The organism is Burkholderia sp. DN3021, assembly GCF_049805555.1.
In the GTDB taxonomy this organism is placed as follows: domain Bacteria; phylum Pseudomonadota; class Gammaproteobacteria; order Burkholderiales; family Burkholderiaceae; genus Burkholderia; species Burkholderia pyrrocinia_C.
Genome location: NZ_JBNCAB010000001.1, coordinates 158,044 through 178,580 on the forward strand (window position 1 = coordinate 158,044; position 20,537 = coordinate 178,580).

A 20,537-nucleotide genomic window follows, 5' to 3' on the forward strand; every position below is an offset into this window, starting at 1 on the left:
GCCTGCATTCAGCGAAAAACTGGGAAACGGCAGTCCGGTTGGCCCCGTGGATACGCGTCGCATGAATTCGTCTCCGTACGTACGCTTGATTCGTTATCGTGATGCGTCGTTTGACGAGACTATGATCGGACCATTCAAACAAGTAAATGGATGCAGAGTTCCAAACGAACGGAACCACGCGATCCTAGTGTTTTCACGTCGTTTGACAGTTTTTCAAACAGCCTTCATTTTATTTGCTCAGACAAATAGATGGGCCGCGCGACGGGCTTGCGCGGCAGGCCGCTTTCCGCGCCGGGCGGGCGAGCCGGCCCGCAGGCGGCCCCGCGAACGCGGCGCGCCACCTTTTACACGTCGATGATCGCGAGCGTACCGTGGCTGCCGGGCAGCACCGCGTGGCGCGTGCCGGCGAGCGCGAGATACATCTGCCCGGCCTCGACCACGACCGTTTCCGCGCCGACTTCGAGCATCAGCTGGCCGTCGAGCACCAGCAGCCCTTCGTTGTAGTCGTGCACTTCCGCTTCGTACGGCTGCGCATCCATGCGCAACACCTTGATCCTGGCCGGCCCGACCTCGCCGACGATCGTGGATTTCCACGCGGCGGCCTGCGCGGCCGCAACGGATTTGAAATCGATCAAAGACATTCGCCCCGCTCCGTGAACCGTGAAAGGAACGCATTATCGCGAGCGCCGGGCATGCCGTCCCGGTACGGCGCAGAGGCGTTCGGGCAGCACAGTCGGCGGGCCGGCCGCCGCGCGGCCGCGAGAAAACGCGATCGCCGTCCGGTTCGCAGGAAACAGTCCAAATTGTTCGAGCAACTCAAACAAAGCACCACTCTATTGAGAAAAACTCGGCCATTTCAAGCAAATCCGGCACCGACAACGCAAGACCTTTCCACCGAAATGCATTTCCATCTACCGATTGCTAATATGGCGGTCCCGCGATCCCGCACCACAACGCCGTTCGACATGACGCCCGTTCGCCATGCCGTCCCCGATCCCGGCCGCTTCGCAGCGGCGGCGACTCCGGGCACGTGCGGCGCACACCGTCGCGCCGGCCGGCCGTGCCATCCGTGAGCATGCAACCGATCCTTTCCGTCTCCGACCTCTCCAAGACTTACGCGTCCGGCTTCCAGGCGCTGAAGCACGTGACCCTCGACATCCGCCCCGGCGAGATCTTCGCGCTGCTCGGGCCGAACGGCGCCGGCAAGACGACGCTGATCGGCTCGATCTGCGGCATCGTCACGCCGACCGAAGGCCGCGTGACGGTCGGCGGCCACGACATCCGCGATCAATACCGCGCGGCCCGCGAAATGATCGGCCTCGTGCCGCAGGAGCTGACCACCGACGCGTTCGAAACCGTGTGGGCGACCGTGTCGTTCAGCCGCGGCCTGTTCGGCAAGGCACCCGATCCCGCGCACATCGAGAAGACGCTGAAGGCGCTGTCGCTGTGGGACAAGCGCGACAGCAAGCTGATGACGCTGTCGGGCGGGATGAAGCGCCGCGTGATGATCGCGAAGGCGCTGTCGCACGAGCCGCGCATCCTGTTCCTCGACGAGCCGACCGCCGGCGTCGACGTCGAGCTGCGCCGCGACATGTGGAAGCTCGTCGATTCGCTGCGCGAAAGCGGCGTGACGATCCTGCTGACCACGCACTACATCGAGGAAGCCGAGGAAATGGCCGACCGGATCGGCATCATCCTCGGCGGCGAGCTCGTGCTCGTCGAGGAAAAGCACGAGCTGATGCGCAAGCTCGGCAAGAAGCAGCTGACCGTGCAGCTCGAGCAGCCGCTCGCGGACGTGCCGCCCGCGCTCGCGCCGTTCGGGCTCGAACGAGCGGACGACGGCGCCGCGCTCGTCTACACGTATGACTCGCAGCGCGACGACGCGAGCATCGCGACGCTGATCAACGCGCTCGGCTCGGCCGGCATCGGCTTTCGCGACCTGCACACGACGCAGAGCTCGCTCGAGGATATTTTCGTCAGCCTGATCGACAACCGCCGCAACGGCGCACAAGGAGCCTGACGCGCATGAATCTTCAAGGAATCCGCGCGATCTACCGCGCAGAAATGGCCCGCACGCGCCGCACCCTGATGCAGAGCATCATCGCGCCGGTGATCTCGACGTCGCTGTATTTCGTCGTGTTCGGCTCCGCGATCGGCTCGCGCATCAGCGACGTGAACGGCATCGGCTACGGGTCGTTCATCGTGCCGGGCCTCGTGATGCTGTCGCTGCTGTCGCAAAGCATCTCGAACGCGTCGTTCGGCATCTACTTCCCGCGCTTCACGGGCACGATCTACGAGATCCTGTCCGCGCCCGTGTCGTACTGGGAGATCGTGATCGCCTACGTGGGCGCGGCCGCGTCGAAGTCGATACTGCTCGGCGTCATCATCCTCGCGACGGCCGGCCTGTTCGTGCCGCTGCATATCCTGCATCCGTTCTGGATGGTGCTGTTCCTCGTGCTGACGGCGGTCACGTTCAGCCTGTTCGGCTTCGTGATCGGCATCTGGGCCGACAGCTTCGAGAAGCTGCAGCTCGTGCCGCTCCTGATCATCACGCCGCTCACCTTCCTCGGCGGCAGCTTCTATTCGGTCGACATGCTGCCGCCCGCGTGGCGCGTCATCACGCTGTTCAACCCGATCGTGTATCTGGTCAGCGGCTTCCGCTGGTCGTTCTACGGGCTCGCGGACGTGCACGTGTGGATCAGCCTCGCCGCGACCGGGCTGTTCCTCGTGATCCTGCTCGCGATCGTCGCGTGGATGTTCCGCACCGGATACAAGCTGAAGAACTGACGCCAACCGACTCATCCCACGCCGCCCGCCGATGACGCATTTGGGCAAGCAGGCGGCGCTTTTCCTCTGATGCGGCATTTTGTGGTCGCGTCTACTGAATACCGAAGCATCGGGGCCTTGGAGCATGCGCTGCGAGGCCCTGTTTCATTTCAGAGGACGCCAATGCCCGCCGCCACCGCTCCCGCCTCCGCCGCCGCCCGGCTCGAACGCCTGCCGTTCTCCGGCTATCACAAGCGGATCTTCTTCATCATCGCGATCGCGTTCTTCTTCGACTCGGTCGATCTCGGCACGATGACGTTCGTGCTCGGCTCGATCCGCAAGGAGTTCGGGCTGTCGACCGCGGCCGCCGGCCTCGTTGCGAGCGCAAGCTTCTTCGGGATGGTGCTCGGCGCGGCCGTCGCCGGCCTGCTCGCCGACCGCTTCGGCCGCCGGCCGGTGTTCCAGTGGAGCATGGTGCTGTGGGGCGCCGCGTCGTACCTGTGCTCGACCGCACAGAGCGTCGACGCGCTGATCGTCTACCGCGTGCTGCTCGGGATCGGGATGGGGATGGAATTCCCGGTCGCGCAGACGCTGCTGTCCGAATTCGTGCCGACCGAGAAGCGCGGCCGCCTGATCGCGCTGATGGACGGCTTCTGGCCGCTCGGCTTCATCACGGCCGGCGTCGTCGCGTACTTCGTGCTGCCGCAGTTCGGCTGGCGCACGGTGTTCGCGCTGCTCGCGATTCCCGCGGTGTTCGTGCTCGTCGTGCGCCGCATCGTGCCCGAATCGCCGCGCTGGCTCGAACATGCGGGCCGGCACGCGGAAGCCGACGCGGTGATGCACGCGATCGAGGCGAAGGTGATGCGCTCGGCTGGCGTCGCGACGCTGCCGCCGCCGTCGCGGCTCGCCGAACCGGTGGCCGCGCGCGGTCGCGGCGCGCTGCGCGAGATCTGGAGCGGCGTGTACCGCCGCCGCACGGTGATGGTGTGGCTGCTGTGGTTCTTCGCGCTGCTCGGCTTCTACGGCCTCACGTCGTGGCTCGGCGCGCTGCTGCAGCAGGCCGGCTTCGAAGTCACGAAATCGGTGTTCTACACGGTGCTGATCTCGCTCGGCGGCGTGCCGGGCTTCCTGTGCGCCGCGTGGCTCGTTGAACGCTGGGGGCGCAAGCCGACCTGCATCGCGTCGCTGATCGGCGGTGGCGCGATGGCATACGCATACGGCCAGAGCGCGCTGTACGGCGGCAGCATGGCGCTGCTGATCGGTACGGGCCTCGCGATGCAGTTCTTCCTGTTCGGGATGTGGGCCGCGCTGTACACATACACGCCCGAACTGTACGGCACCGGCGCGCGCGCGACGGGCTCGGGCTTCGCGTCGGCGATCGGGCGCGTCGGCTCGCTGATCGGGCCTTACGTGGTGGGCGTCGTGCTGCCCGTGTTCGGCCAGGGCGGCGTGTTCACGCTCGGCGCGCTGTCGTTCATCGCGGCCGCGGTCGCCGTGTGGACGCTCGGGATCGAGACGAAGGGCCTCGCGCTGGAGCAGTTGGCGGCGGGCGACGAAGCCGGCGGCGGCGGCCGGTATCCGGCGGCGGCCGCTGACGAAGTGTCCTGATCCGCGGATCGGATGGCGGTTTTCCTTCAGGCCGGGAAGGCGTTCGGCGCCGACAACGAAGCAACGGACGACCCGCTGCCGGCGATCGTCGATTCGATCGAGCGCTCGGACTACCTGCCGTCGCTCGCGCACCTGGCGAGCGCGCTGCGCCGCATCCAGTCGCTCGACCTCGACATCATCCTGCCGATGCACGGGCCGGCCATCACGCACGACATCCCGCGCGTGCTGGCCGGTGCGATCGCGTATTGCGACGCGGCCGCCGCGTAACGCACGCAGGCGGCGATGCAAGCGTTGCTATGACGGATGCCGGTCAGGCGCCGGTGACGACGAACTCTTCGGCCGCCTTGCGCTGGACCGCGGCCATCACCGCCAGTTCACGCTTGCTGCGCGCGTCGGAGGACACGACGCCCGTCGCGTGCTTCGCCTTCGCGCCCAGCGGGAAAAACACGAACGACGCGCCGTCCGGGGCCGCCGGTTCGGCACGCAAGCGTTTGTTCAGGATTTTCAGGTATTTCTTCTTCGAGACTTCTTTAGCAGCCATGGCACCCTCCGCGTAAACGTGGTGAGGATCAGCATACCAGTTTTGACGGGGCGCTCCGCGGCAGCGCCCGCCGGTTCGCCCGTCATCGAAAATTCTTCGTGCACGATGTCGATTCGCGCCATTCTCGCGCGTCGTATTGTCGTAACCGATCGTTTTGTTTTGCCGTCGGCACGACCAGCGGCAACCCCCGATTCCCGTTCAAGGAGATACGACAATGCGCGTCATGGTAATCGTCAAGGCGACCGCCGATTCCGAGTCCTACCGGATGCCCGACACCGAAATGCTGGCCGCGATGGGCCGCTTCAACGAAGAACTGGTGAAAGCCGGCATCCTGCTCGCCGCCGACGGGTTGCACCCGAGCAGCCGCGGCAAGCGCGTGCACTTTTCCGGCAAGAACCGCACCGTCATCGACGGCCCGTTCGCCGAAACGAAGGAACTCGTCGCGGGCTACTGGCTGTGGCAGGTCAAATCGATGGAAGAAGCCGTCGAATGGGTCAAGCGCTGCCCGAATCCGATGCCCGGCGACTCCGACATCGAGATCCGCCCGCTGTTCGAACTCGAGGAATTCGGCGACGAATTCACGCCGGAGCTGCAACAGCAGGAAGCGCGCATACGCGCGGAAATCGACGCCCGGCAGAAATCCTGACCGGCGGGCGGGCGCGAATCTCGCGCGCGCCCTGGATCGCGCCGAGGCGCGGCGTCGCGCCATCTCTCGCCCGAATGAACCGGTTGACGACACCCCATCTAGTAACGTATCGTTTTGACACGTTACTAGATGGGGTCCGTTCGCCATGCATTCCCGTTTCGACCGTTTCCGCACCACCGCGCTCGGCACCCAGCTCGAAGCGCTGATCGCACAGCCCGAGCGCTATCCGGAATTCGCGGCGCTGTCGCGCGTCGGCGTCGCCGCGATCGGCGCGATCCAGCACGAGATCGCGCGCAACTTCCCCGAAATCGAAGCCGACACGACAGCCCGCCAGTTCTGCGGTGCGATGGTCGCGGAAGTCATGCGCCGCCACGGCCACGACGTCGTGCAGGCGCGCGGGCGGCTCGGCGGCACGCTGTTCAGCTATGGCGCAGTGTTCAGCGCATATCCGCAAACGCTGCCGTTCGCCGACGTCGTCGCCGAGTTGGCCCGCATGCCCGACCGGCTCGCCGCGTATGCCGCGCACGTGCCGGCCGCGCTGTGGACGCGCCGCCCGGCCGGCACGGGATTCTCGCTGGTCGAGCATGCGTGCCACCTGCGCGACCTCGACGCGGTGTTCGCCGAACGCATCGACGCGGTGCGCACGGTCGAACTGCCGGTGATCGCGTCGGTCGACGGCACCGCGCTCGCCGCGCAGCGCGACTATCTCGCGCAGCCGATCGACCGCGCCGTCGCCGCATTCCGCACCGGCCGCGCCGCGCTGTGCGCAACGGCCGCCGCGCTGGAACCCGCGCAGCTCGCGCGCCGCGGGCTGCGCGACGGCATCCGCCGCATGTCGCTCGACGAACTCGTGCGCGAACTGCTCGACCACGACCGCACGCACGTGCTCGAACTCGACGAGCTGCTCGCCGAACTCGAGTTGCCGCCCCTTCCTTCCGCGCCCGCCCGATGATCCTGCCTGCGCCCGTCGTCTTCATCCACGGGTTCATCGGCACGTTCGACGTGCAGGCTCGCACGTGCCGGACCGGGCGCTCGCGCGCCGCGCCGGCTTCGACACGATCGAACGCTGCGGGCACCTGAAGCCGGCCGAGCGGCCCGACGCGTTTCGCGAGGCAATCGCGCGCATCGTGTGTGTGCGGCCCGCCTGACAAACCCGTAGGATTCGCCGAAATATGGTTGAAAGGTGCGGTTGCTAGAGTCGTCCGAACAGGGTTTTCCCGGTGCCCCGGCGCCGGACAGGGTCGACACATGCAAGGATCGATGCACCTGGCACGCGCCTTCTGGCTGCTTCTGCTGCTCGCCGTCACGAGCCCTGCCTTCGCATTTCATGCGCGGGTCGTCGCGATCCCGAGCGCCGCGATGAGCGAGACGCTCAGGGCGACCGTCGTGCTGCCCGACGACTACGCACACGCCAACCGCAACGGCGAACGCTACCCGGTCGTCTACCTGCTGCACGGCTCGGGCGGCGACCATACCGACTGGACGTCGAACACGCACATCGCCGCGCTGGCCGACCGCTACCGCGTGATCCTCGTGATGCCCGACGGCGGACACGAAAGCTGGTACATCGACAGCCCGTTCGATTCGGGCAGCCGCTACGAAACCTTCGTCGGCGACGAAGTCGTATCCTATGTCGATTCGCACTTCCGCACGATCGCGACGCAGCGCGCCCGCGCAATCACCGGGCTCAGCATGGGCGGCTTCGGCGCGCTGCGCATCGCACTCGACCGGCCCGACACGTTCGGCGCGGTCGGCAGCATCAGCGGCGCGGTCGATCCGCGCTGCTGCGAGGACGAGCCGGGCATCGACCACGTGTTCGGCGATCCCGGCCGCCATCCGTCGTTCTGGAACCGCAATGCGATCGTCGAAAGCGCTCGTGCGTTCGTGCGTGCTCATCTCGACGTGACGATCGATTGCGGCCGCGACGACGCGCTCGTCGGCTCCAACCGCACGCTGCACGAACGGCTCGTCGCGCTCGGCGTGCCGCACGACTATGCGGAGCGGGCCGGCGGCCATACTTGGGATTACTGGGCGAATGCAATCCGCTACCAGATGCGGTTCTTCGCGGCGTCGTTCCAGCATCGCGGCTACGCGTTCCATCCGGCCCCCCCTGCACCGGGCATGACGCGCGCGGGCTGATGCGCGCGCCGCGCGCAGTGGCGCAACGCGGTTCAACGGTATCGATTCGATGCGGTCGGATTGAACGACAGACGTGCCGAACAGCAGCCGGCAACAGAAAGAAAGTGCGCCGATCGACGCGACTAAAGCGGAAACGCCTGGATCAGATCTGACGCGCCGCGTCGGCACTCACCACGCGATCGAAGACTTCCTGCGCACGCGCCAGCTCGTCGAGCGCGCGATCGAGGCGCGACATCGCGCGTGCGTATTCGGCCGACGAGACGTCGTCGTCGCTTTCGCCGCGTACCGCGCGAAAGGCCTGATCGACGTTGCGCGTCGCTTCGACGAAGCGTTGCGCGGCCCGGGCTTCCCTCGAACAGATATGGGTCGACATCGACACTCCTCCCTCAGGATTGCAGTGTGAAGCAAGCCGACGCTCAGTGTGCGTGGTGCGCATGTCGGCGGCGTGAACCACGATCCATCGATTGTCGACGCATCGGCCGCCGCGCAGCGCGCTTCGTGCCGATTGTCCCCCTGCGCTCGCCGATCCGCTACGGCGAGATTGCAACAAATTCTTGCGCAACCTGCTCCGCGCTTGTCGTCACGCGCGCCCGATGCGCGGATGCGCAAGGCCACCAAACGCAGCAGCCTCGCCCGGCGACAGGTCGAACAGATCGCCGGTGAGATCGCGCGGATGCTCGACCGCCGGCCGGCTGCGCAATCGCGCCGCATGCGCGGGTGCGACATACGCGGCCGCGGTTTCGATCGGCGGTACGTCGAACAGGTCGCGCGTGACGCCGCGCACGGCATCCGTCGGCGAACGGCCGCGCAAGCGCGCAACCAGCTCGACGAAGCGATCGAAATCGCCTGCGCGCGTCGCCTTGTTCACTTCCGCGAGATCGCGCGCCTTCAGCACGCACGGCTGCGCGAGCCGCACGAAATACGGCGCTTCGAGCTCGACCGACAGCGCGAGCGGATAGCTCCTGCCCGTCTGCTCCTTCGCGCGCCCGACGCAATCGACCACGGCCGCGCCCTGTGCGGCGCCAAGCGGCTTGCCGGTGCTCACGCTGCGCAGGTGATCGGGAAACACGCGCAACTGCGTGCCGACCGTCAGCGCGGTGGACGACGCGCACACGAGCGCGTAGTGCTGTTCGCGGCGACGGCCCGACGGCAGCGTCGAGCGGCTCGCGATGAACGTGTGCGGCGGAAGCGGCCGCACCTGACCGCTCGCGTCGACCCATGCATTCCACAGCAGCGCGTCCTTGCGCTCGCCCGCGCGCGGGCGCGATGCGACCGGCGAAAACAGCGCGAGCAGCGAGCCCGTGCGATGCGCGGCGACTTGCGCGCTGCTGCCGAGCGGCTGGTTGATACCCCACAGAAAACGCCCGCCCCCGAGCCGGCGCTCCCATTCCTTGCGGAGCACGACGGTCGGCAGTTCCTCGCCGGACTCGGTACCGATCTTGGTCCAGCAGAACGTGGGTGGGAGGTGTTTCAGCGTCATCAACTTTCTCGGGATACAGCCTCGCTGGTGACAGGAAGCCCATTCAACAGCCGTAACTGTATAGGTATAATGCATCGCATGGAAGCCCCGGACCAAGATTTTCCCGTTCAAGACCTGTTGCGCCGCCTGATGGCAGATACACGCTCGTCCAGCGAAATCGCGCGACTTTCCGGGGTCAGCCAGCCAACCGTGTCGCGCCTGAGGCTGTCGAACGGGCATCGGCTGCGCCGCAGCGTGCCATTCAATAAGCTATGCAGTTTCTATGGCGTCGATACCGGGCCATCGCGCCGCCGCTATAACGACCTGCTGCGCGACGCGATCGTCGACGCATGGGACGGCTCCGACGAGCACGGGCGCGCGCTGCTGGTCGTAATTCAGGGGTTGAAGGATCTGCAGGCGAAGGCCGACGACGGGTGATGTCGCGGTTCGATTTCGTTCGCTTTGCCGGGCGGCTCGAAGTGGGCCGGGAGCGAAGCCGACGCGGCACGACAGCACGCGGGTGGCGACGATCGATCTCGTCGCCGCCGGTGTCGCATCTGGATGCGGGTAGGCGAGCGCGCGGCGGCAGGCGTCAGCGCCCGTTCACGTCTGTTTCGGGTTTCGCTGGCTGCGGGAAGGCCTTGTTTGCGCTACTGGCGCGAGGGTTGCCGCGCGGACGCGGGGGGCGGTGACGAAGCCGTCGTCGCCGTAGCTCGTCAGCAGTCGCACGCCGCCCCGCATTGCGCGAGCGAATTCTCCTTGCTGCGAAACACCAGCGGCTGCTCGTCGCGCGGTGCCAGTCGCCGTGCGAATTGCACCGCCTGCTCGACCTTGCCGTGATGCGCGGACTTCGCGCACACCGGATCGGCTTCCTTCGGATCGCCTGCCAGCAGGTACGCCTGGCACCGGCAGCCGCCGTGATCCGTATGCCGCTCGTCGCACGTGCGGCACGGCTCGCGCATCCAGTCATCGCCGCGAAACGCGTTGAACGCGTCGCTGTCGTACCAGATTTCCTTCAGCGACCGATCGCGCACGTTCGGCAGCGCGAGCCCCGGCAGCGAACGCGCGGCATGGCACGGCAGCGCGGTGCCGTCAGGCGCGACGCCGAGAAACACCGAGCCCCAGCCGTTCATGCACGCTTTCGGGCGCGCTTCGAAATAGTCGGGCACGACGAACAGGATCCGGCAGCGCTCGCCGACCAGCTTGCGATAGCGGTTCACCGTATCTTCGGCTTCGCGCACCTGTTCGACGGTCGGCATGAGCTGGTCGCGGTTCAGCATCGCCCAGCCGTAGTACTGCGTGTTCGCGAGCTCCAGGTAATCGGCGCCGAGATCGAGCGCCATCTCGATGATCTGTCCCACGTGCGGCAGGTTGTAGCGATGCAGCACGCAGTTGAGCACCATCGGGTAGCCGTGCGCCTTGATCAGCCGCGCGACGTCGCGCTTCAGCTCGAACGTGCGCGTGCTGGTCAGGAAATCGTTCAGCTCGCGCGTCGAATCCTGCAGCGACAACTGGATGTGATCGAGCCCGGCTGCCTTGAGCCGCTCGATACGCGCGACGTTCAGCCCGATGCCCGACGTGATCAGGTTCGTGTAGAAGCCGAGCCCGCGCGCATGCGCGACGAGCGTCTCGAGGTCGCCGCGCTGCAGCGGCTCGCCGCCCGAGAAGCCGATCTGCGCGGCGCCGAGCGCGCGCGCATCGCTTATCACCGCGCGCCATGCATCGGTGTCGAGCTCCGCGCCGTGCGTCGCGAAGTCGACGGGGTTGTAGCAGAACGCGCAATGCAGCGGGCAGCGGTACGTGAGTTCCGCGAGCAGCCACAACGGCGCGGACGGACGGGACGTGTCGGGCGACATGTCAGTCGAGCCAGCCGCGCAGCCGCGCGTGATCGAGGAAACGGTATACGTCGGAGGCAAGGTCCGACGTGCTGAACAGGCACTCGAGTTCGCCGATGATGTCGTCGAGCTCGCGCGTGCCGTCGCAGCGCACGAGTATCTCGGCCGCGCTCGGGTTGAGCTTGACCATTCCTTCGGGATAGAGGAGCACGTAGGCATCCTGGGCCACCTCCCACTGCAGGCGGTACATGCCCCTCAGGCAGGGGCGCAGCGGCACGCCGCTGGCGGCATCGATCGCGTTCATACGGGGTAGGCCTTTTCGACGGCGTCGAGCATCGACCACAGAATGTCGAGCTTGAATTGCAGGATGCCGAGCGCGCGCTGCTGCGCATCCGGCGTCGTGAAATGCTGCAGCGTGACCGCAAGCCCGTGCTCGACGTCGCGCTGCGCGAGCGGCACGCGGCTGCGGAAGTAATGCAGCCCGTCCGGCTCGATCCACGGGTAGTGCGACGGCCAGCCCGCGAGCCGGTCGAGATGGATCTGCGGCGCGAACATCTCCGTCAGCGACGAGCACACGGCTTCCTGCCACGGCGCGCGCCGCGCGAAATTCACATACGCGTCGACCGCGAAGCGCACGCCGGGCAGCACGTGTTCGAGCGACCACAGCTCGGCGCGATCGACACCGCACGCCTCGCCGAGCCGCACCCACGCCTCGATGCCGCCTTCGTTGTCGCCCTGCCCGTCGTGATCGATCAGCCGCTGGATCCACCGGCGCCGCGTGTCGCGATCGGGGCAGTTCGACAGGATCGCCGCATCCTTCAGCGGGATGTTGATCTGGTAGTAGAAGCGGTTCGCGACCCAGCCGCGGATCTGCGCGGGCGAACACGCGCCGCTGTTGAGCCGCCGGTTGAACGGGTGATGGATGTGATAGCGCGATTCGAGCGCGCGCAGGCGCGCCTCGAATTCGGTCGCGGTCCAGGGCGTCGCGTGCAACGCCGTAGCGGGGATCGGTGCGTTCATGGTCAGACCTGGAATTGCATGCCGTCGTGCGCGACGTCGATGCCATGCGCGCGCAGGTGCGCGTGCTCGACGGAATGCGGGTCGAGAATCGGGTTCGTGTTGTTGATGTGCGTGAGCACCTTGCGCGTGCGCGCGGGCAGCATGTCGAGCCAGTCGATCATGCCGTGCCGCCCGTGTTCCGCGCACTGCGCGAGATGCCCCATGTCGGCCGCGTGCTTGCTCGACAGGCCGAGGTCGATCATCTCGGTGCCGGTCCAGAACGTGCCGTCCACCAGCACGAGATCGGCGCCGTCCATCGCCGCGCGCACGTCGTCGGAAACGGCCGCGAGCCCCGGCGCATAGAACGCGCGCCGGCCGCTCGCGACATCTTCGATCGACAGCGCGATGTTGTCGCCGGGCGCGGCCGACGCGCGCCGCGGCGAATACGGCGGCGCCTTGCTGTCGACGGGAATCGCGGTGAAGCGGATCCCGCGCGCCGCCGGCACCGCGAACGGCTCGCCGAGCGCGATCGTGTGCGCATCGACGCCGCAGTAGTGGCCGAGCAGCGGCACGAGCGGCAGCCCGGTCGACAGGTCGTCGAGCACCGGCGCGCTCGCGTAGAGCGGCAGCGGCGTCGAACGCTCGCGCAGCATCAGCAGGCCGGTCACGTGATCGATCTGCGCGTCGCACAGCACGACGGCGGCGATGCCGCTGTCGCGGATCGCGCGCGCCGGCTGCAGGTCCGGATTCGCGCGCAACTGGGAAAGAATGTCGGGCGACGCGTTGACGAGAATCCAGTCGATGCCGTCCGCGCTGACCGCGAGCGACGACTGCGTGCGCGGCAGCACATGGCCGCTTCCGCTGCGCGCGCGGCGACAGTTCGCGCAGTTGCAGTTCCACTGCGGCAGGCCGCCGCCGGCTCCCGAGCCGAGTATCTTGATCTTCATGGGCGTCAGCTCCCGAGGCCGTCCGCGCCGCGCATCGCGGCACGGACAGCGCATCGCGACGATCAGCGGTTGGCGATGTACATCGTGATTTCGAAGCCGAAGCGCAGGTCGGTGTAAGACGGGGTCGTCCACTGCATGATGTGTCTCCTGGTTGAGTTGGTGAGTCGCGTCGGTGAGTCCGACAACCGCGGCAATCCGGCGGTCGGTTCCTCTTCAGCAAGGAGCGTGCCGAAGCCGCACTTTGCCTGTGCGACGGCGGCACATGGCCGTCGCGCAGGCATCGGGATGGAATCCTTACAATTAGCCGACACGATTCGCGCGGATGCGATTCGCCGCCCCGGCGGCACGATGCGCGGGGGCGGTGACAGGTGTTGAATCGTTGAACACCGGTGTTGCAACGGGTGTTGCAACTTGACACACCGGCAGTGACGGATCGCCGGCCGCGCAACCGCGATCGCGCGGCCCGCGCGTCAGCTTTCGTCCGACGCTTGGCGCTCCGCGTCGGCCGCCGGCATCTTCCGGTAGATCGTGTTGCGCGACACGCCGAGCGCGCGCGCCGCGGCCGACACGTTGCCGCCGTGACGGGCCAGCGCGGCGGCGATCGCGGACGCGGCGACGTCCTGCAAGCGCGCGTCGGCGGGCGGGAACGCCTCCACGGCAAACGGCGCGACGGCCGGATCGTGCTGCGCGGCCGGCTCGGCCTGCGCATCGCCGCGACGCAGGTCGTCGAAGAAATCGTCCGGCAGGTGCTCGCGCCGGATTTCGCCATCGTCGTCGACCATCGCCGCCGCCGTGCGCAGCAGGTTGCCGAGCTGGCGGAAGTTGCCGGGCCACGTGCAGCGCACGAACAGCGCCATCACGTCCGGCGCGACGGAGAGCGGCGGCCGGTCGGAGCCCGCGAACGCTTCGCGTTGCAGCATCTTCTGCACGACGACCGCGAGATCGGTGCGGTCGCGCAGCGGCGGCAGGCGCACCACGAGGCCGTTCAGCCGGTAGTAGAGATCCTCGCGGAAGCGGTTCTGCGCAATCATGTCGCGCAGGTCGCGGTGCGTCGCGCAGATGATCGAGATGTCCACGGCGATCGTCTTCGTCGACCCGAGCGGGTTGACGAGGCGCTCCTGCAGCACGCGCAGCAGCCGCACCTGCAGCGGATACGGCATGTCGCCGATCTCGTCGAGGAACAGCGTGCCGCCGTTCGCCTGCAGCAGCTTGCCGATCGCCCCCTTGCGGCGCGCGCCGGTGAATGCGCCCTCCTCATAGCCGAACAGCTCGGATTCGATCAGCGTCTCCGGAATCGACGCGCAGTTGACCGCGACGAACGGCGCGTCGCGACGCGGCGAGTCGTTGTGGATCGCCTGCGCGAGCAGTTCCTTGCCGGTGCCGGTCTCGCCGGTGATCAGGATCGGAATGTCCTTGCCGATTACCTTGCGCACCTTCGCGATGACGCACGCGACCTGCGGATCGCCGGTGTCGAGATAGTTGAGCCGCGACAGGCCCGCCGACGTGCCCGCCGCCGGCGCCGGCACCGCGCTCGTGCGCGCGGCCGGCGCGCCCGCGTCGTGGACGTCCGTCGGCCGGCTGCCTTCCGCGAGCGTCGCACGCCGGAAGTGCACGCGCGCGCAAACCACCGCGCCGGTGCCGAGGTTCAGCATCAGGTGCCGGTCGGTGCTCGCGCGCATGCGGTCGATCAGCTGCGCGCTCGTGATGTCGAACAGCGACGACAGCGTGTGCGCGCGCAGCACCGCGAGCGGCATGCCGAGCTGGAACTGCGCGCTGCGATTGGCCGACAGGAAGCGGCCGTCGGCGGTGAACGCGACGATCCCCTCCATCAGCGTGCCGAGGAACTCGGGACGGCCATGGAACGACACCTGCAGCGTTTCCTGAAAGGTCGTCGTAAACAGGTGATTCTCGATCATCTGCACCGACATCTTCGCGAGCGCCATCGTGTGCTGGTGATAGCTGCGGTGGTCGCCCGTCACGTCGAGCACGCCGATCGCGTCGCCGTACGGGTCGAGGATCGGCACGCTCGAACAGGTCAGGAAGCGGTTCGCGGCCAGGAAGTGCTGGTCGCCGTGGACCACCATCGGGCACAGCTCGGCGAGCGCCGTGCCGATCGCGTTGGTGCCCTGCCGGCTCTCCGCCCAGTTCGCGCCTGGGCGCAGCGCGACCTTCTCCGCGCGCTGCAGGAAGTCGTCGTCGCCGATCGAATGCAGGATCAGGCCTTCGGCGTCGGTCAGCACGATCATGCTCTGCGTGTTGACGATCTGCTCGTGCAGCGTCTCCATCACCGGCATCGCGTGCACGCACAGCACGCGGCTCTGCTCGCGCTTCAGCACCAGCGCCGCGCTCGACAGCACGTCGTAGTCGGGGCGTGCCGATACCTGCAGGCCGAACGTCTCGGACCGCTCATGGGCTTTCTGGATCGACGGCGCGGGCCAGCCGGCGGGATGCGCGGCCCGAGTCCCGGCCGCTTGCTCTACGTCATCGCGCATTGTCTCCTCCGGGGATCCTTCCGGTCATCTGCCGGACTCTTTGCCGTCATGACAAGCAAGCATCGGGCCACGCAAGCGTCGCGGCGTGGACGGGCCGTCCGATGCCGGTCATGCGCCGCGAATTGAAAGCCGGATGCAAGGAAACGATCGGTCGAGATCGTGCCGCCGGACAGTTCGGCCTTCGTAATACCGTGATTGCCCGGCTCGCGGCTACCCGTGCGAATCCCGATCTTCGCGCCTGGCGCGGTTCTGGCTTTGTCTCAGGTCAAGCACGGCAGTCGCCCCGGCGCACACGCGGCCGCGTGACGGTTGCCCCCAATTCCGCCCGAGCCACGTCGACATGACGCCTACCCCGATTCGACTCACGCCGTTGCCCGCAATGCAGGTCTTGCCTGCCGCGCCTCGCGCGCCTGTATCACCCGACACACCTGCCGTGCCTGCCTCGTCTGCAGTGCCCGCCGCCCCCGTTCACCGGCGCCTGCACCGCGACGCACAGTCGATCGCGTTCACCGTGGCCGGCGCTGCGGACGGCCACCCCGTCGTCGTGCTGCACGGCGGGCCCGGCAGCGGCGGCCAGGCCGGCATCCTGCGCCTGTTCGACCTGACGCGCACGTGCGTCGTGCTCGTCGACCAGCGCGGCGCGGGCGCGTCGTCGCCGCGCGGCGGCACGCGTCATAACAGCACCGCGCGGCTGATCGACGATCTCGAGGCGGTACGCGCGCAGCTCGGCATCGCGCGCTGGGGCGTCGTCGGCGGATCGTGGGGCGCCGCGCTTGCGCTCGCGTATGCGGGCACGCATCCCGCACGGGTGACCGGCGTCGTGCTGCGCGGCCTGTTCCTGACGTCGCCACGCGAAGTCCGCCGCCTGTTCACGACGTCGCGCACGCGTGCCCCCCGTGAATGGCGACGCCTGTGTGCGGCGGCCGGCTGCGCACAGCCGGATCGTCTGCTGTCGTGCTGCGCGCGGCGGCTGCGCCCCGGCGCGGGCGCGGCCCCGAAGCGCGCGGTGGCGCTCGCGTGGCGCGCGTACGAAAACGCCGTCCTCGCGTCGTCGCACACGCGCCGCTCGCCCGCGCACGCGATCCGCTCGCACAAGACCGTCAGCCGGCTGATCGACAAGTACCGGATCCAGGCACATTACCTGCAACGCGATTGCTGGCTCGGCGAACGCCGCGTGCTCGCACTCGCGCGGCGGGCGGCAGACGAAGGCGTGCCGCTGTTCGCCGCGCACGGGATGCACGACCCCGTTTGCCCGGTCGACAACGTTGTCCGTCTCGCTCGTGCCGTGCCCGTGGCCGAAATCGAACGCGTGCCTGCCGGGCATCTGGCGAGCGACCCGGCATTGGCGCGCAGCGTCGCCCGCGCGGTGCACGCGATGTTCGCGGCGGCGCCGTTCACGTGACCGCACATGTCGGGCGCGGCCGGCACCGGCTCACGTCGTCATGCGACAGCAGGCGCAGCCGTGCAACACTCAATCCCACGCATAACGCACGCCGCCCCACGCGCCACGCGGCGCCCCCCGGTCCGACGAACTGTTGGTTGACAGGATTCGCGCCGTCGAACGTGTGATTCGGCCCGTTGAAGAAATTCCGGCCGAGCACGCCGAAGCTCGCGTAGCGCTTGTCGAACAGGTTCGTCACGCTCGCGAACACCTCGAAGCGCTTCGCGATCCGATACCGCATGTCGAGATCGACGAGCACGTAGCCCGCGATCCTGCCGTTCGCGTCCTGGTTGTCGTCGTCGCCGCGCGCATGCGACGGCCGCACCGTCACGGGCGCCACGCCACCTGTCATGTTTGGCAACACTTCCCGCGCGGCGGTGTACCTGAATGCAACACCTTCGTTGACACCGCCGCGCGACACGTCCGACACAGCACAGCGCGCGATACGCCCGTGCGCCGCGCCGCGCAGGCTTCTCGCCGCGATGGCATGCGACTTGCGTGAACGGCATCGCAATCGGCCCGGAACCCCACCTGTGCCGGCGCGGCGAATCGTTCGCGACGGTGCGACCACAATGACTCAGGAGACAACCATGAAGAAACTCTCGGCTTCAGCGAGCCGGCTGGCGACGATCGGCATCGCGGCGGCAGCGGCCGTCGCGCTGAACCCCGGCCTCGTCGAAGCGGCCGCGGACTACCCGGCTGTGACCTACCAGCGGCTGACCGATGCGCAACAGGATCCGGGCTGGCTGACCTACTACCGCACCTACAACGGCCGCTCGCATTCGCCGCTCAAGCAGATCGACACGTCGAATGCGAAGGCGCTCAAGCAGGTGTGGGCCTACAAGTTCCCCGCCGACCTGAAGCAGGGTTTCGAGGCAACGCCGATCGTCAACGGCAATTACCTGTTCGTGACGACGCCGAAGGACAACGTCTACGCATTCGATGCGAAGACGGGCAAGCAACTGTGGAAATACGAACCGAAGCTCGGCGCGGCATCGTTCAAGACCGCATGCTGCGACGTGGTCAACCGCGGCGTCGCGCTGTACGGCAAGAACGTCTATATCGCGATGCTGAACGGAGAAGTCGCGGCGCTCGACGCGCAGACCGGCAATCTCGTCTGGAAGAAGCAGATGTTCGAGCCGGGCCTCGGCTACGCGTTCTCGCTCGCGCCGCTCGCGCTCGACGGCGCGATCGTCGTCGGCACGTCCGGCGGCGAATACGGCATTCGCGGCTACATCGCCGCGCTGAATCCGGACGACGGTTCGGAGGTCTGGAAACGCTACACGATCCCCGGTTCCGGCGAGAAAGGCTCGGAGACCTGGCCCGACGGCATGCAGAGCCACGGCGGCGGCGCAGCCTGGCTGACCGGCACCTACGACGCGGCATCCCGCACGCTGTACTGGGGCGTCGGCAACCCCGGCCCGTGGCTCGCGGCGCTGCGCCCCGGCGACAACCTGTATTCCGACTCGCTGCTCGCGCTCGACGCGAAGAACGGCAACCTGAAGTGGCACTACCAGTACACGAGCAACGACACGTGGGACTACGACGGCGTAAATGCGGCCGTCCTCGCGGACATCCGGTACAAAGGCAAGGACTACGACGCGATCATCCACGCGGACCGCAACGGCTTCTTCCACGCGATCGATCGCACGACCGGCAAGCTGATCTATGCGACGCCGTTCGTGAAGGCGACCTCGGTTACCGGCTACACGGCCGACGGCAAGCCGATCCAGGACGAATCGAAGTTCCCGAAGGCCGGCACGACGATCGAAACGTGCCCGAGCTTCCTCGGCGGCAAGAACTGGTGGTCGATCTCGTACGACCAGGATCGCAACATCGCGGTCGTGCCTGCGCTGCACGCGTGCATGAGCCTGACCGGCAAGTCGGTCAGCTACCAGGAAGGCCTGCCGTATCTCGGCGAAGGCTTCGAGATCAAGCCCGAACCGGGCAGCGAAGGCTACGGCGAACTGACGGCTATCGACGTGAACACCGGCAAGAAGCTGTGGAGCCACTGGTCGAAGAAGCCGTGGAACGGCGGCGTCGCGACCACCGCGAGCGGCCTCGCGTTCAGCGGCTCGCTCGACGGCCACCTGTACGCGTTCGACACGGCAACCGGCAAGGTGCTGTGGGAAAGCCCGCAACTCGCGAGCGGCATCATTTCGCAGCCCTCGGTGTATGAGGTCGACGGCAAGGAGTACGTCGCCGTGCTCGCCGGCTACGGCGGCGCGAACCCGATCTGGGGCGGCCCGATGGCCGACATCGCGAAGGACGTTCCGCGCGGCGGCACGCTCTACGTGTTCGCACTCGACTGATCAGGCGCAAGCCCCGGTCGCGCCCGCATGCGCCCGATGCGGGCGCGACGCCCCAACCGCTTCAACCGGAAACACGATCATGAATACTCGCCTCACTCCCGTTACCGTCGCCAGTCTGCTCGCCGTGGGCGTGGCGCTGACACCGGCAGCCGCGTCGGCCGGCGTGCGCATCTGCACGCTGCCCGGCAGCCCGACCACGGCGCTCGACCAATCCGTTGCGCGCGAAGTGTTCCGCACCGCAGGCATCGCCGCATCGTTCAACAAGCGCGGCGTCGACGACGACGGCGGCGACGACGGCATCTCCGCCAGCGAGCTGAAGAAATCGCTCGAACGCGACTGCGACGTGATCGCCGGCTTCCCGCGCTCGGAGATCGCCGACGGGTCGGGATCCAGAATGACGTTCTCGCAGGGCTATCTGCGCTCCGGCTATGTCAGCGTGTCGCTGCGCGACGCGCGAGCATCGTCCGGCGCCAAGGAAACGATCGCGGCCACGTATGGCAGTCCTTCGCAGTTGATCGCCGCGCAGCAGGCCAACGCCCGCTTCGATCTGGAAAACACCAGCGAGCAGACGATCGGCGCGCTCGCCGCCGGCCGCGCGCAGCGCGCCATCGTCTGGTATCCGAGCGTCGTCGCGTACAAGCGCGCGCACCCGCAACAGCAGTTCCGGGTCGCGGCCACGTCGTCGCCGTACTCGGACTGGCAACTGTCTTTCGCATTCGGGCCGGGCAAGGAAGACCTCCGGAAGCGCATCGACGCGGCCTTGTCGCGAATGAGCGGCAACGGCCTTCTCGCGGCGCTCACACGCGGCTGGGCACTTCCGGAAACGGTCGCGCAAGCGACGGGTACGCATGCGCCCGGCCGATTTCTCGACGGGTCGGTCGCATCCGTGCAGCCGCTAAAGAGCGGCTTCATCAAGGTTTCGACCAACGAAGGCAGCGACGTACCGCCGTTCGACCAGGCGCAGGTGCAGCACGGCAAGAAGATCTACACCGATGCATGTGCGAAATGCCACGGCGACCAGCTCGAAGGCAATACCGCCCCCGCACTGAGCGGGGAATCCTTTGCCCCCGAAGGCAAGTCGCACATCACGGTCGGCGGCATCTACCAGTACATGTCGAGCAACATGCCGGCCGATCGCCCCGGCAAGATGACCGAACAGGAATACTCGGACCTGATGGCGTTCCTGCTCTACTCGAACGGCTACGACGCGTCGAAAACAAAACTGACCGCCGATGCCGCCAACGCGTCGAAGGCGCCGCTCATCGCCGGGCCGCGCAAGTAACGCTCCCGTCCCCTTCGTTTCGGTTCACCCGCCGCGCCGGGAAGCATTCCCGGCGCGCGGGGCAGATTTT

General features: G+C 67.5%; 21 protein-coding genes and 2 pseudogenes. 12 read left to right on the top strand and 11 right to left on the bottom strand.

The features are described 5' to 3' along the window. Window positions 1–344: 344 nt before the first annotated feature. Entirely contained in the window at window positions 345–641 is a 297-nt protein-coding gene (locus ACPUER_RS00750) for a cupin domain-containing protein (protein WP_072442022.1), read from the bottom strand. A 434-nt stretch (window positions 642–1,075) separates the two neighbouring features. On the opposite strand from ACPUER_RS00750, the gene ACPUER_RS00755 reads away from it, so the two are divergent. The 4 genes from ACPUER_RS00755 (at window position 1,076) to ACPUER_RS00770 (ending at window position 4,641) form a co-directional block, all read left to right on the top strand. Next, window positions 1,076–2,020, top strand: coding sequence for an ABC transporter ATP-binding protein (locus tag ACPUER_RS00755; RefSeq protein ID WP_072442024.1), 945 nt, complete (start codon window positions 1,076–1,078; stop codon window positions 2,018–2,020). Window positions 2,021–2,025: 5 nt separating this feature from the next. Further along, window positions 2,026–2,787: an ABC transporter permease gene (locus ACPUER_RS00760; protein ID WP_175962204.1), complete on the top strand. Its 762-nt coding sequence runs from the start codon at window positions 2,026–2,028 to the stop codon at window positions 2,785–2,787. Between the two features lie 162 nt (window positions 2,788–2,949). After that, window positions 2,950–4,374 (top strand): MFS transporter, encoded by a 1,425-nt coding sequence (locus tag ACPUER_RS00765; protein WP_425130086.1) that lies wholly within the window; start codon window positions 2,950–2,952, stop codon window positions 4,372–4,374. 12 nt (window positions 4,375–4,386) lie between these two features. Continuing rightward, window positions 4,387–4,641, top strand: a complete 255-nt coding sequence (locus ACPUER_RS00770; RefSeq protein ID WP_310132252.1) for a hypothetical protein — start codon at window positions 4,387–4,389, stop codon at window positions 4,639–4,641. A gap of 43 nt (window positions 4,642–4,684) precedes the next feature. Here ACPUER_RS00770 and ACPUER_RS00775 read toward each other — a convergent pair whose 3' ends face one another. After that, window positions 4,685–4,915 (bottom strand): hypothetical protein, encoded by a 231-nt coding sequence (locus ACPUER_RS00775; protein WP_047902501.1) that lies wholly within the window; start codon window positions 4,913–4,915, stop codon window positions 4,685–4,687. A 214-nt stretch (window positions 4,916–5,129) separates the two neighbouring features. Between ACPUER_RS00775 and ACPUER_RS00780 the strand changes: the two genes are divergently transcribed. The 4 genes and pseudogenes from ACPUER_RS00780 to ACPUER_RS00795 all read left to right on the top strand — a co-directional run bounded on the left by ACPUER_RS00780 (window position 5,130) and on the right by ACPUER_RS00795 (window position 7,700). Beyond that, window positions 5,130–5,561 (top strand): YciI family protein, encoded by a 432-nt coding sequence (locus ACPUER_RS00780; RefSeq protein WP_310132249.1) that lies wholly within the window; start codon window positions 5,130–5,132, stop codon window positions 5,559–5,561. A 145-nt stretch (window positions 5,562–5,706) separates the two neighbouring features. Continuing rightward, entirely contained in the window at window positions 5,707–6,513 is an 807-nt protein-coding gene (locus ACPUER_RS00785; protein WP_425130087.1) for a DinB family protein, read from the top strand. Between the two features lie 49 nt (window positions 6,514–6,562). Continuing rightward, window positions 6,563–6,709: pseudogene (locus tag ACPUER_RS00790) on the top strand (alpha/beta fold hydrolase); the annotation flags it as partial. Window positions 6,710–6,821: 112 nt separating this feature from the next. Further along, window positions 6,822–7,700 (top strand): alpha/beta hydrolase, encoded by an 879-nt coding sequence (locus tag ACPUER_RS00795; RefSeq protein ID WP_175962285.1) that lies wholly within the window; start codon window positions 6,822–6,824, stop codon window positions 7,698–7,700. A 142-nt stretch (window positions 7,701–7,842) separates the two neighbouring features. Here the strand turns inward: ACPUER_RS00795 and ACPUER_RS00800 are convergent, their stop codons facing one another. Together ACPUER_RS00800 and ACPUER_RS00805 are read right to left on the bottom strand one after the other, a co-directional pair. After that, window positions 7,843–8,073, bottom strand: a complete 231-nt coding sequence (locus tag ACPUER_RS00800) for a hypothetical protein (protein ID WP_072442034.1) — start codon at window positions 8,071–8,073, stop codon at window positions 7,843–7,845. Window positions 8,074–8,280: 207 nt separating this feature from the next. After that, window positions 8,281–9,180, bottom strand: coding sequence for a hypothetical protein (locus ACPUER_RS00805; RefSeq protein WP_175962200.1), 900 nt, complete (start codon window positions 9,178–9,180; stop codon window positions 8,281–8,283). Between the two features lie 78 nt (window positions 9,181–9,258). On the opposite strand from ACPUER_RS00805, the gene ACPUER_RS00810 reads away from it, so the two are divergent. Beyond that, the gene (locus tag ACPUER_RS00810; RefSeq protein ID WP_425130088.1) at window positions 9,259–9,597 is read left to right on the top strand and encodes a helix-turn-helix domain-containing protein; all 339 of its coding nucleotides are present in this window, start codon (window positions 9,259–9,261) and stop codon (window positions 9,595–9,597) included. A 278-nt stretch (window positions 9,598–9,875) separates the two neighbouring features. Here ACPUER_RS00810 and pqqE read toward each other — a convergent pair whose 3' ends face one another. From pqqE to ACPUER_RS00840, 6 genes are all read right to left on the bottom strand, one after another. Next, window positions 9,876–11,015, bottom strand: coding sequence for a pyrroloquinoline quinone biosynthesis protein PqqE (pqqE, locus tag ACPUER_RS00815; protein WP_425130089.1), 1,140 nt, complete (start codon window positions 11,013–11,015; stop codon window positions 9,876–9,878). A 1-nt stretch (window position 11,016) separates the two neighbouring features. Then, the gene (gene pqqD / locus ACPUER_RS00820) at window positions 11,017–11,298 is read right to left on the bottom strand and encodes a pyrroloquinoline quinone biosynthesis peptide chaperone PqqD (protein ID WP_034180785.1); all 282 of its coding nucleotides are present in this window, start codon (window positions 11,296–11,298) and stop codon (window positions 11,017–11,019) included. Then, a complete protein-coding gene (pqqC, locus tag ACPUER_RS00825) occupies window positions 11,295–12,014 on the bottom strand; it encodes a pyrroloquinoline-quinone synthase PqqC (RefSeq protein ID WP_425130090.1) in 720 nt (239 codons plus the stop codon). The genes pqqD and pqqC overlap by 4 nt, the downstream gene beginning before the upstream one ends. A gap of 2 nt (window positions 12,015–12,016) precedes the next feature. Then, entirely contained in the window at window positions 12,017–12,940 is a 924-nt protein-coding gene (pqqB, locus tag ACPUER_RS00830; protein WP_425130091.1) for a pyrroloquinoline quinone biosynthesis protein PqqB, read from the bottom strand. Window positions 12,941–13,002: 62 nt separating this feature from the next. Next, window positions 13,003–13,077, bottom strand: coding sequence for a pyrroloquinoline quinone precursor peptide PqqA (gene pqqA, locus ACPUER_RS00835; RefSeq protein ID WP_006485436.1), 75 nt, complete (start codon window positions 13,075–13,077; stop codon window positions 13,003–13,005). A gap of 333 nt (window positions 13,078–13,410) precedes the next feature. After that, window positions 13,411–15,432, bottom strand: coding sequence for a sigma-54-dependent Fis family transcriptional regulator (locus tag ACPUER_RS00840; RefSeq protein ID WP_425130092.1), 2,022 nt, complete (start codon window positions 15,430–15,432; stop codon window positions 13,411–13,413). Between the two features lie 340 nt (window positions 15,433–15,772). Here ACPUER_RS00840 and ACPUER_RS00845 point away from each other — a divergent pair, with 340 nt between their 5' ends. Next, window positions 15,773–16,834 carry an alpha/beta fold hydrolase gene (locus tag ACPUER_RS00845; RefSeq protein WP_425130093.1) on the top strand — a complete coding sequence of 354 codons (1,062 nt, stop codon included), beginning with the start codon at window positions 15,773–15,775 and terminating at the stop codon, window positions 16,832–16,834. Window positions 16,835–16,903: 69 nt separating this feature from the next. On the opposite strand, the pseudogene ACPUER_RS00850 reads toward ACPUER_RS00845, so the two are convergent. Further along, window positions 16,904–17,186, bottom strand: a pseudogene (locus ACPUER_RS00850) (TonB-dependent receptor); the annotation flags it as partial. Window positions 17,187–17,463: 277 nt separating this feature from the next. Here ACPUER_RS00850 and ACPUER_RS00855 point away from each other — a divergent pair. Further along, window positions 17,464–19,185 carry a methanol/ethanol family PQQ-dependent dehydrogenase gene (locus ACPUER_RS00855; RefSeq protein WP_175962194.1) on the top strand — a complete coding sequence of 574 codons (1,722 nt, stop codon included), beginning with the start codon at window positions 17,464–17,466 and terminating at the stop codon, window positions 19,183–19,185. Between the two features lie 79 nt (window positions 19,186–19,264). Then, entirely contained in the window at window positions 19,265–20,467 is a 1,203-nt protein-coding gene (locus ACPUER_RS00860) for a c-type cytochrome (RefSeq protein WP_425130094.1), read from the top strand. Window positions 20,468–20,537: the final 70 nt, after the last annotated feature.

Bases quoted from the DNA above. Each gene is read 5' to 3' on its own strand.
- ACPUER_RS00750 (WP_072442022.1), bottom strand. From the start codon at position 641: ATGTCTTTGATCGATTTCAAATCCGTTGCGGCCGCGCAGGCCGCCGCG.
- ACPUER_RS00755 (WP_072442024.1), top strand. From the start codon at position 1,076: ATGCAACCGATCCTTTCCGTCTCCGACCTCTCCAAGACTTACGCGTCC.
- ACPUER_RS00760 (WP_175962204.1), top strand. From the start codon at position 2,026: ATGAATCTTCAAGGAATCCGCGCGATCTACCGCGCAGAAATGGCCCGC.
- ACPUER_RS00765 (WP_425130086.1), top strand. From the start codon at position 2,950: ATGCCCGCCGCCACCGCTCCCGCCTCCGCCGCCGCCCGGCTCGAACGC.
- ACPUER_RS00770 (WP_310132252.1), top strand. From the start codon at position 4,387: ATGGCGGTTTTCCTTCAGGCCGGGAAGGCGTTCGGCGCCGACAACGAA.
- ACPUER_RS00775 (WP_047902501.1), bottom strand. From the start codon at position 4,915: ATGGCTGCTAAAGAAGTCTCGAAGAAGAAATACCTGAAAATCCTGAAC.
- ACPUER_RS00780 (WP_310132249.1), top strand. From the start codon at position 5,130: ATGCGCGTCATGGTAATCGTCAAGGCGACCGCCGATTCCGAGTCCTAC.
- ACPUER_RS00785 (WP_425130087.1), top strand. From the start codon at position 5,707: ATGCATTCCCGTTTCGACCGTTTCCGCACCACCGCGCTCGGCACCCAG.
- ACPUER_RS00795 (WP_175962285.1), top strand. From the start codon at position 6,822: ATGCACCTGGCACGCGCCTTCTGGCTGCTTCTGCTGCTCGCCGTCACG.
- ACPUER_RS00800 (WP_072442034.1), bottom strand. From the start codon at position 8,073: ATGTCGACCCATATCTGTTCGAGGGAAGCCCGGGCCGCGCAACGCTTC.
- ACPUER_RS00805 (WP_175962200.1), bottom strand. From the start codon at position 9,180: ATGACGCTGAAACACCTCCCACCCACGTTCTGCTGGACCAAGATCGGT.
- ACPUER_RS00810 (WP_425130088.1), top strand. From the start codon at position 9,259: ATGGAAGCCCCGGACCAAGATTTTCCCGTTCAAGACCTGTTGCGCCGC.
- pqqE (WP_425130089.1), bottom strand. From the start codon at position 11,015: ATGTCGCCCGACACGTCCCGTCCGTCCGCGCCGTTGTGGCTGCTCGCG.
- pqqD (WP_034180785.1), bottom strand. From the start codon at position 11,298: ATGAACGCGATCGATGCCGCCAGCGGCGTGCCGCTGCGCCCCTGCCTG.
- pqqC (WP_425130090.1), bottom strand. From the start codon at position 12,014: ATGAACGCACCGATCCCCGCTACGGCGTTGCACGCGACGCCCTGGACC.
- pqqB (WP_425130091.1), bottom strand. From the start codon at position 12,940: ATGAAGATCAAGATACTCGGCTCGGGAGCCGGCGGCGGCCTGCCGCAG.
- ACPUER_RS00840 (WP_425130092.1), bottom strand. From the start codon at position 15,432: ATGCGCGATGACGTAGAGCAAGCGGCCGGGACTCGGGCCGCGCATCCC.
- ACPUER_RS00845 (WP_425130093.1), top strand. From the start codon at position 15,773: ATGACGCCTACCCCGATTCGACTCACGCCGTTGCCCGCAATGCAGGTC.
- ACPUER_RS00855 (WP_175962194.1), top strand. From the start codon at position 17,464: ATGAAGAAACTCTCGGCTTCAGCGAGCCGGCTGGCGACGATCGGCATC.
- ACPUER_RS00860 (WP_425130094.1), top strand. From the start codon at position 19,265: ATGAATACTCGCCTCACTCCCGTTACCGTCGCCAGTCTGCTCGCCGTG.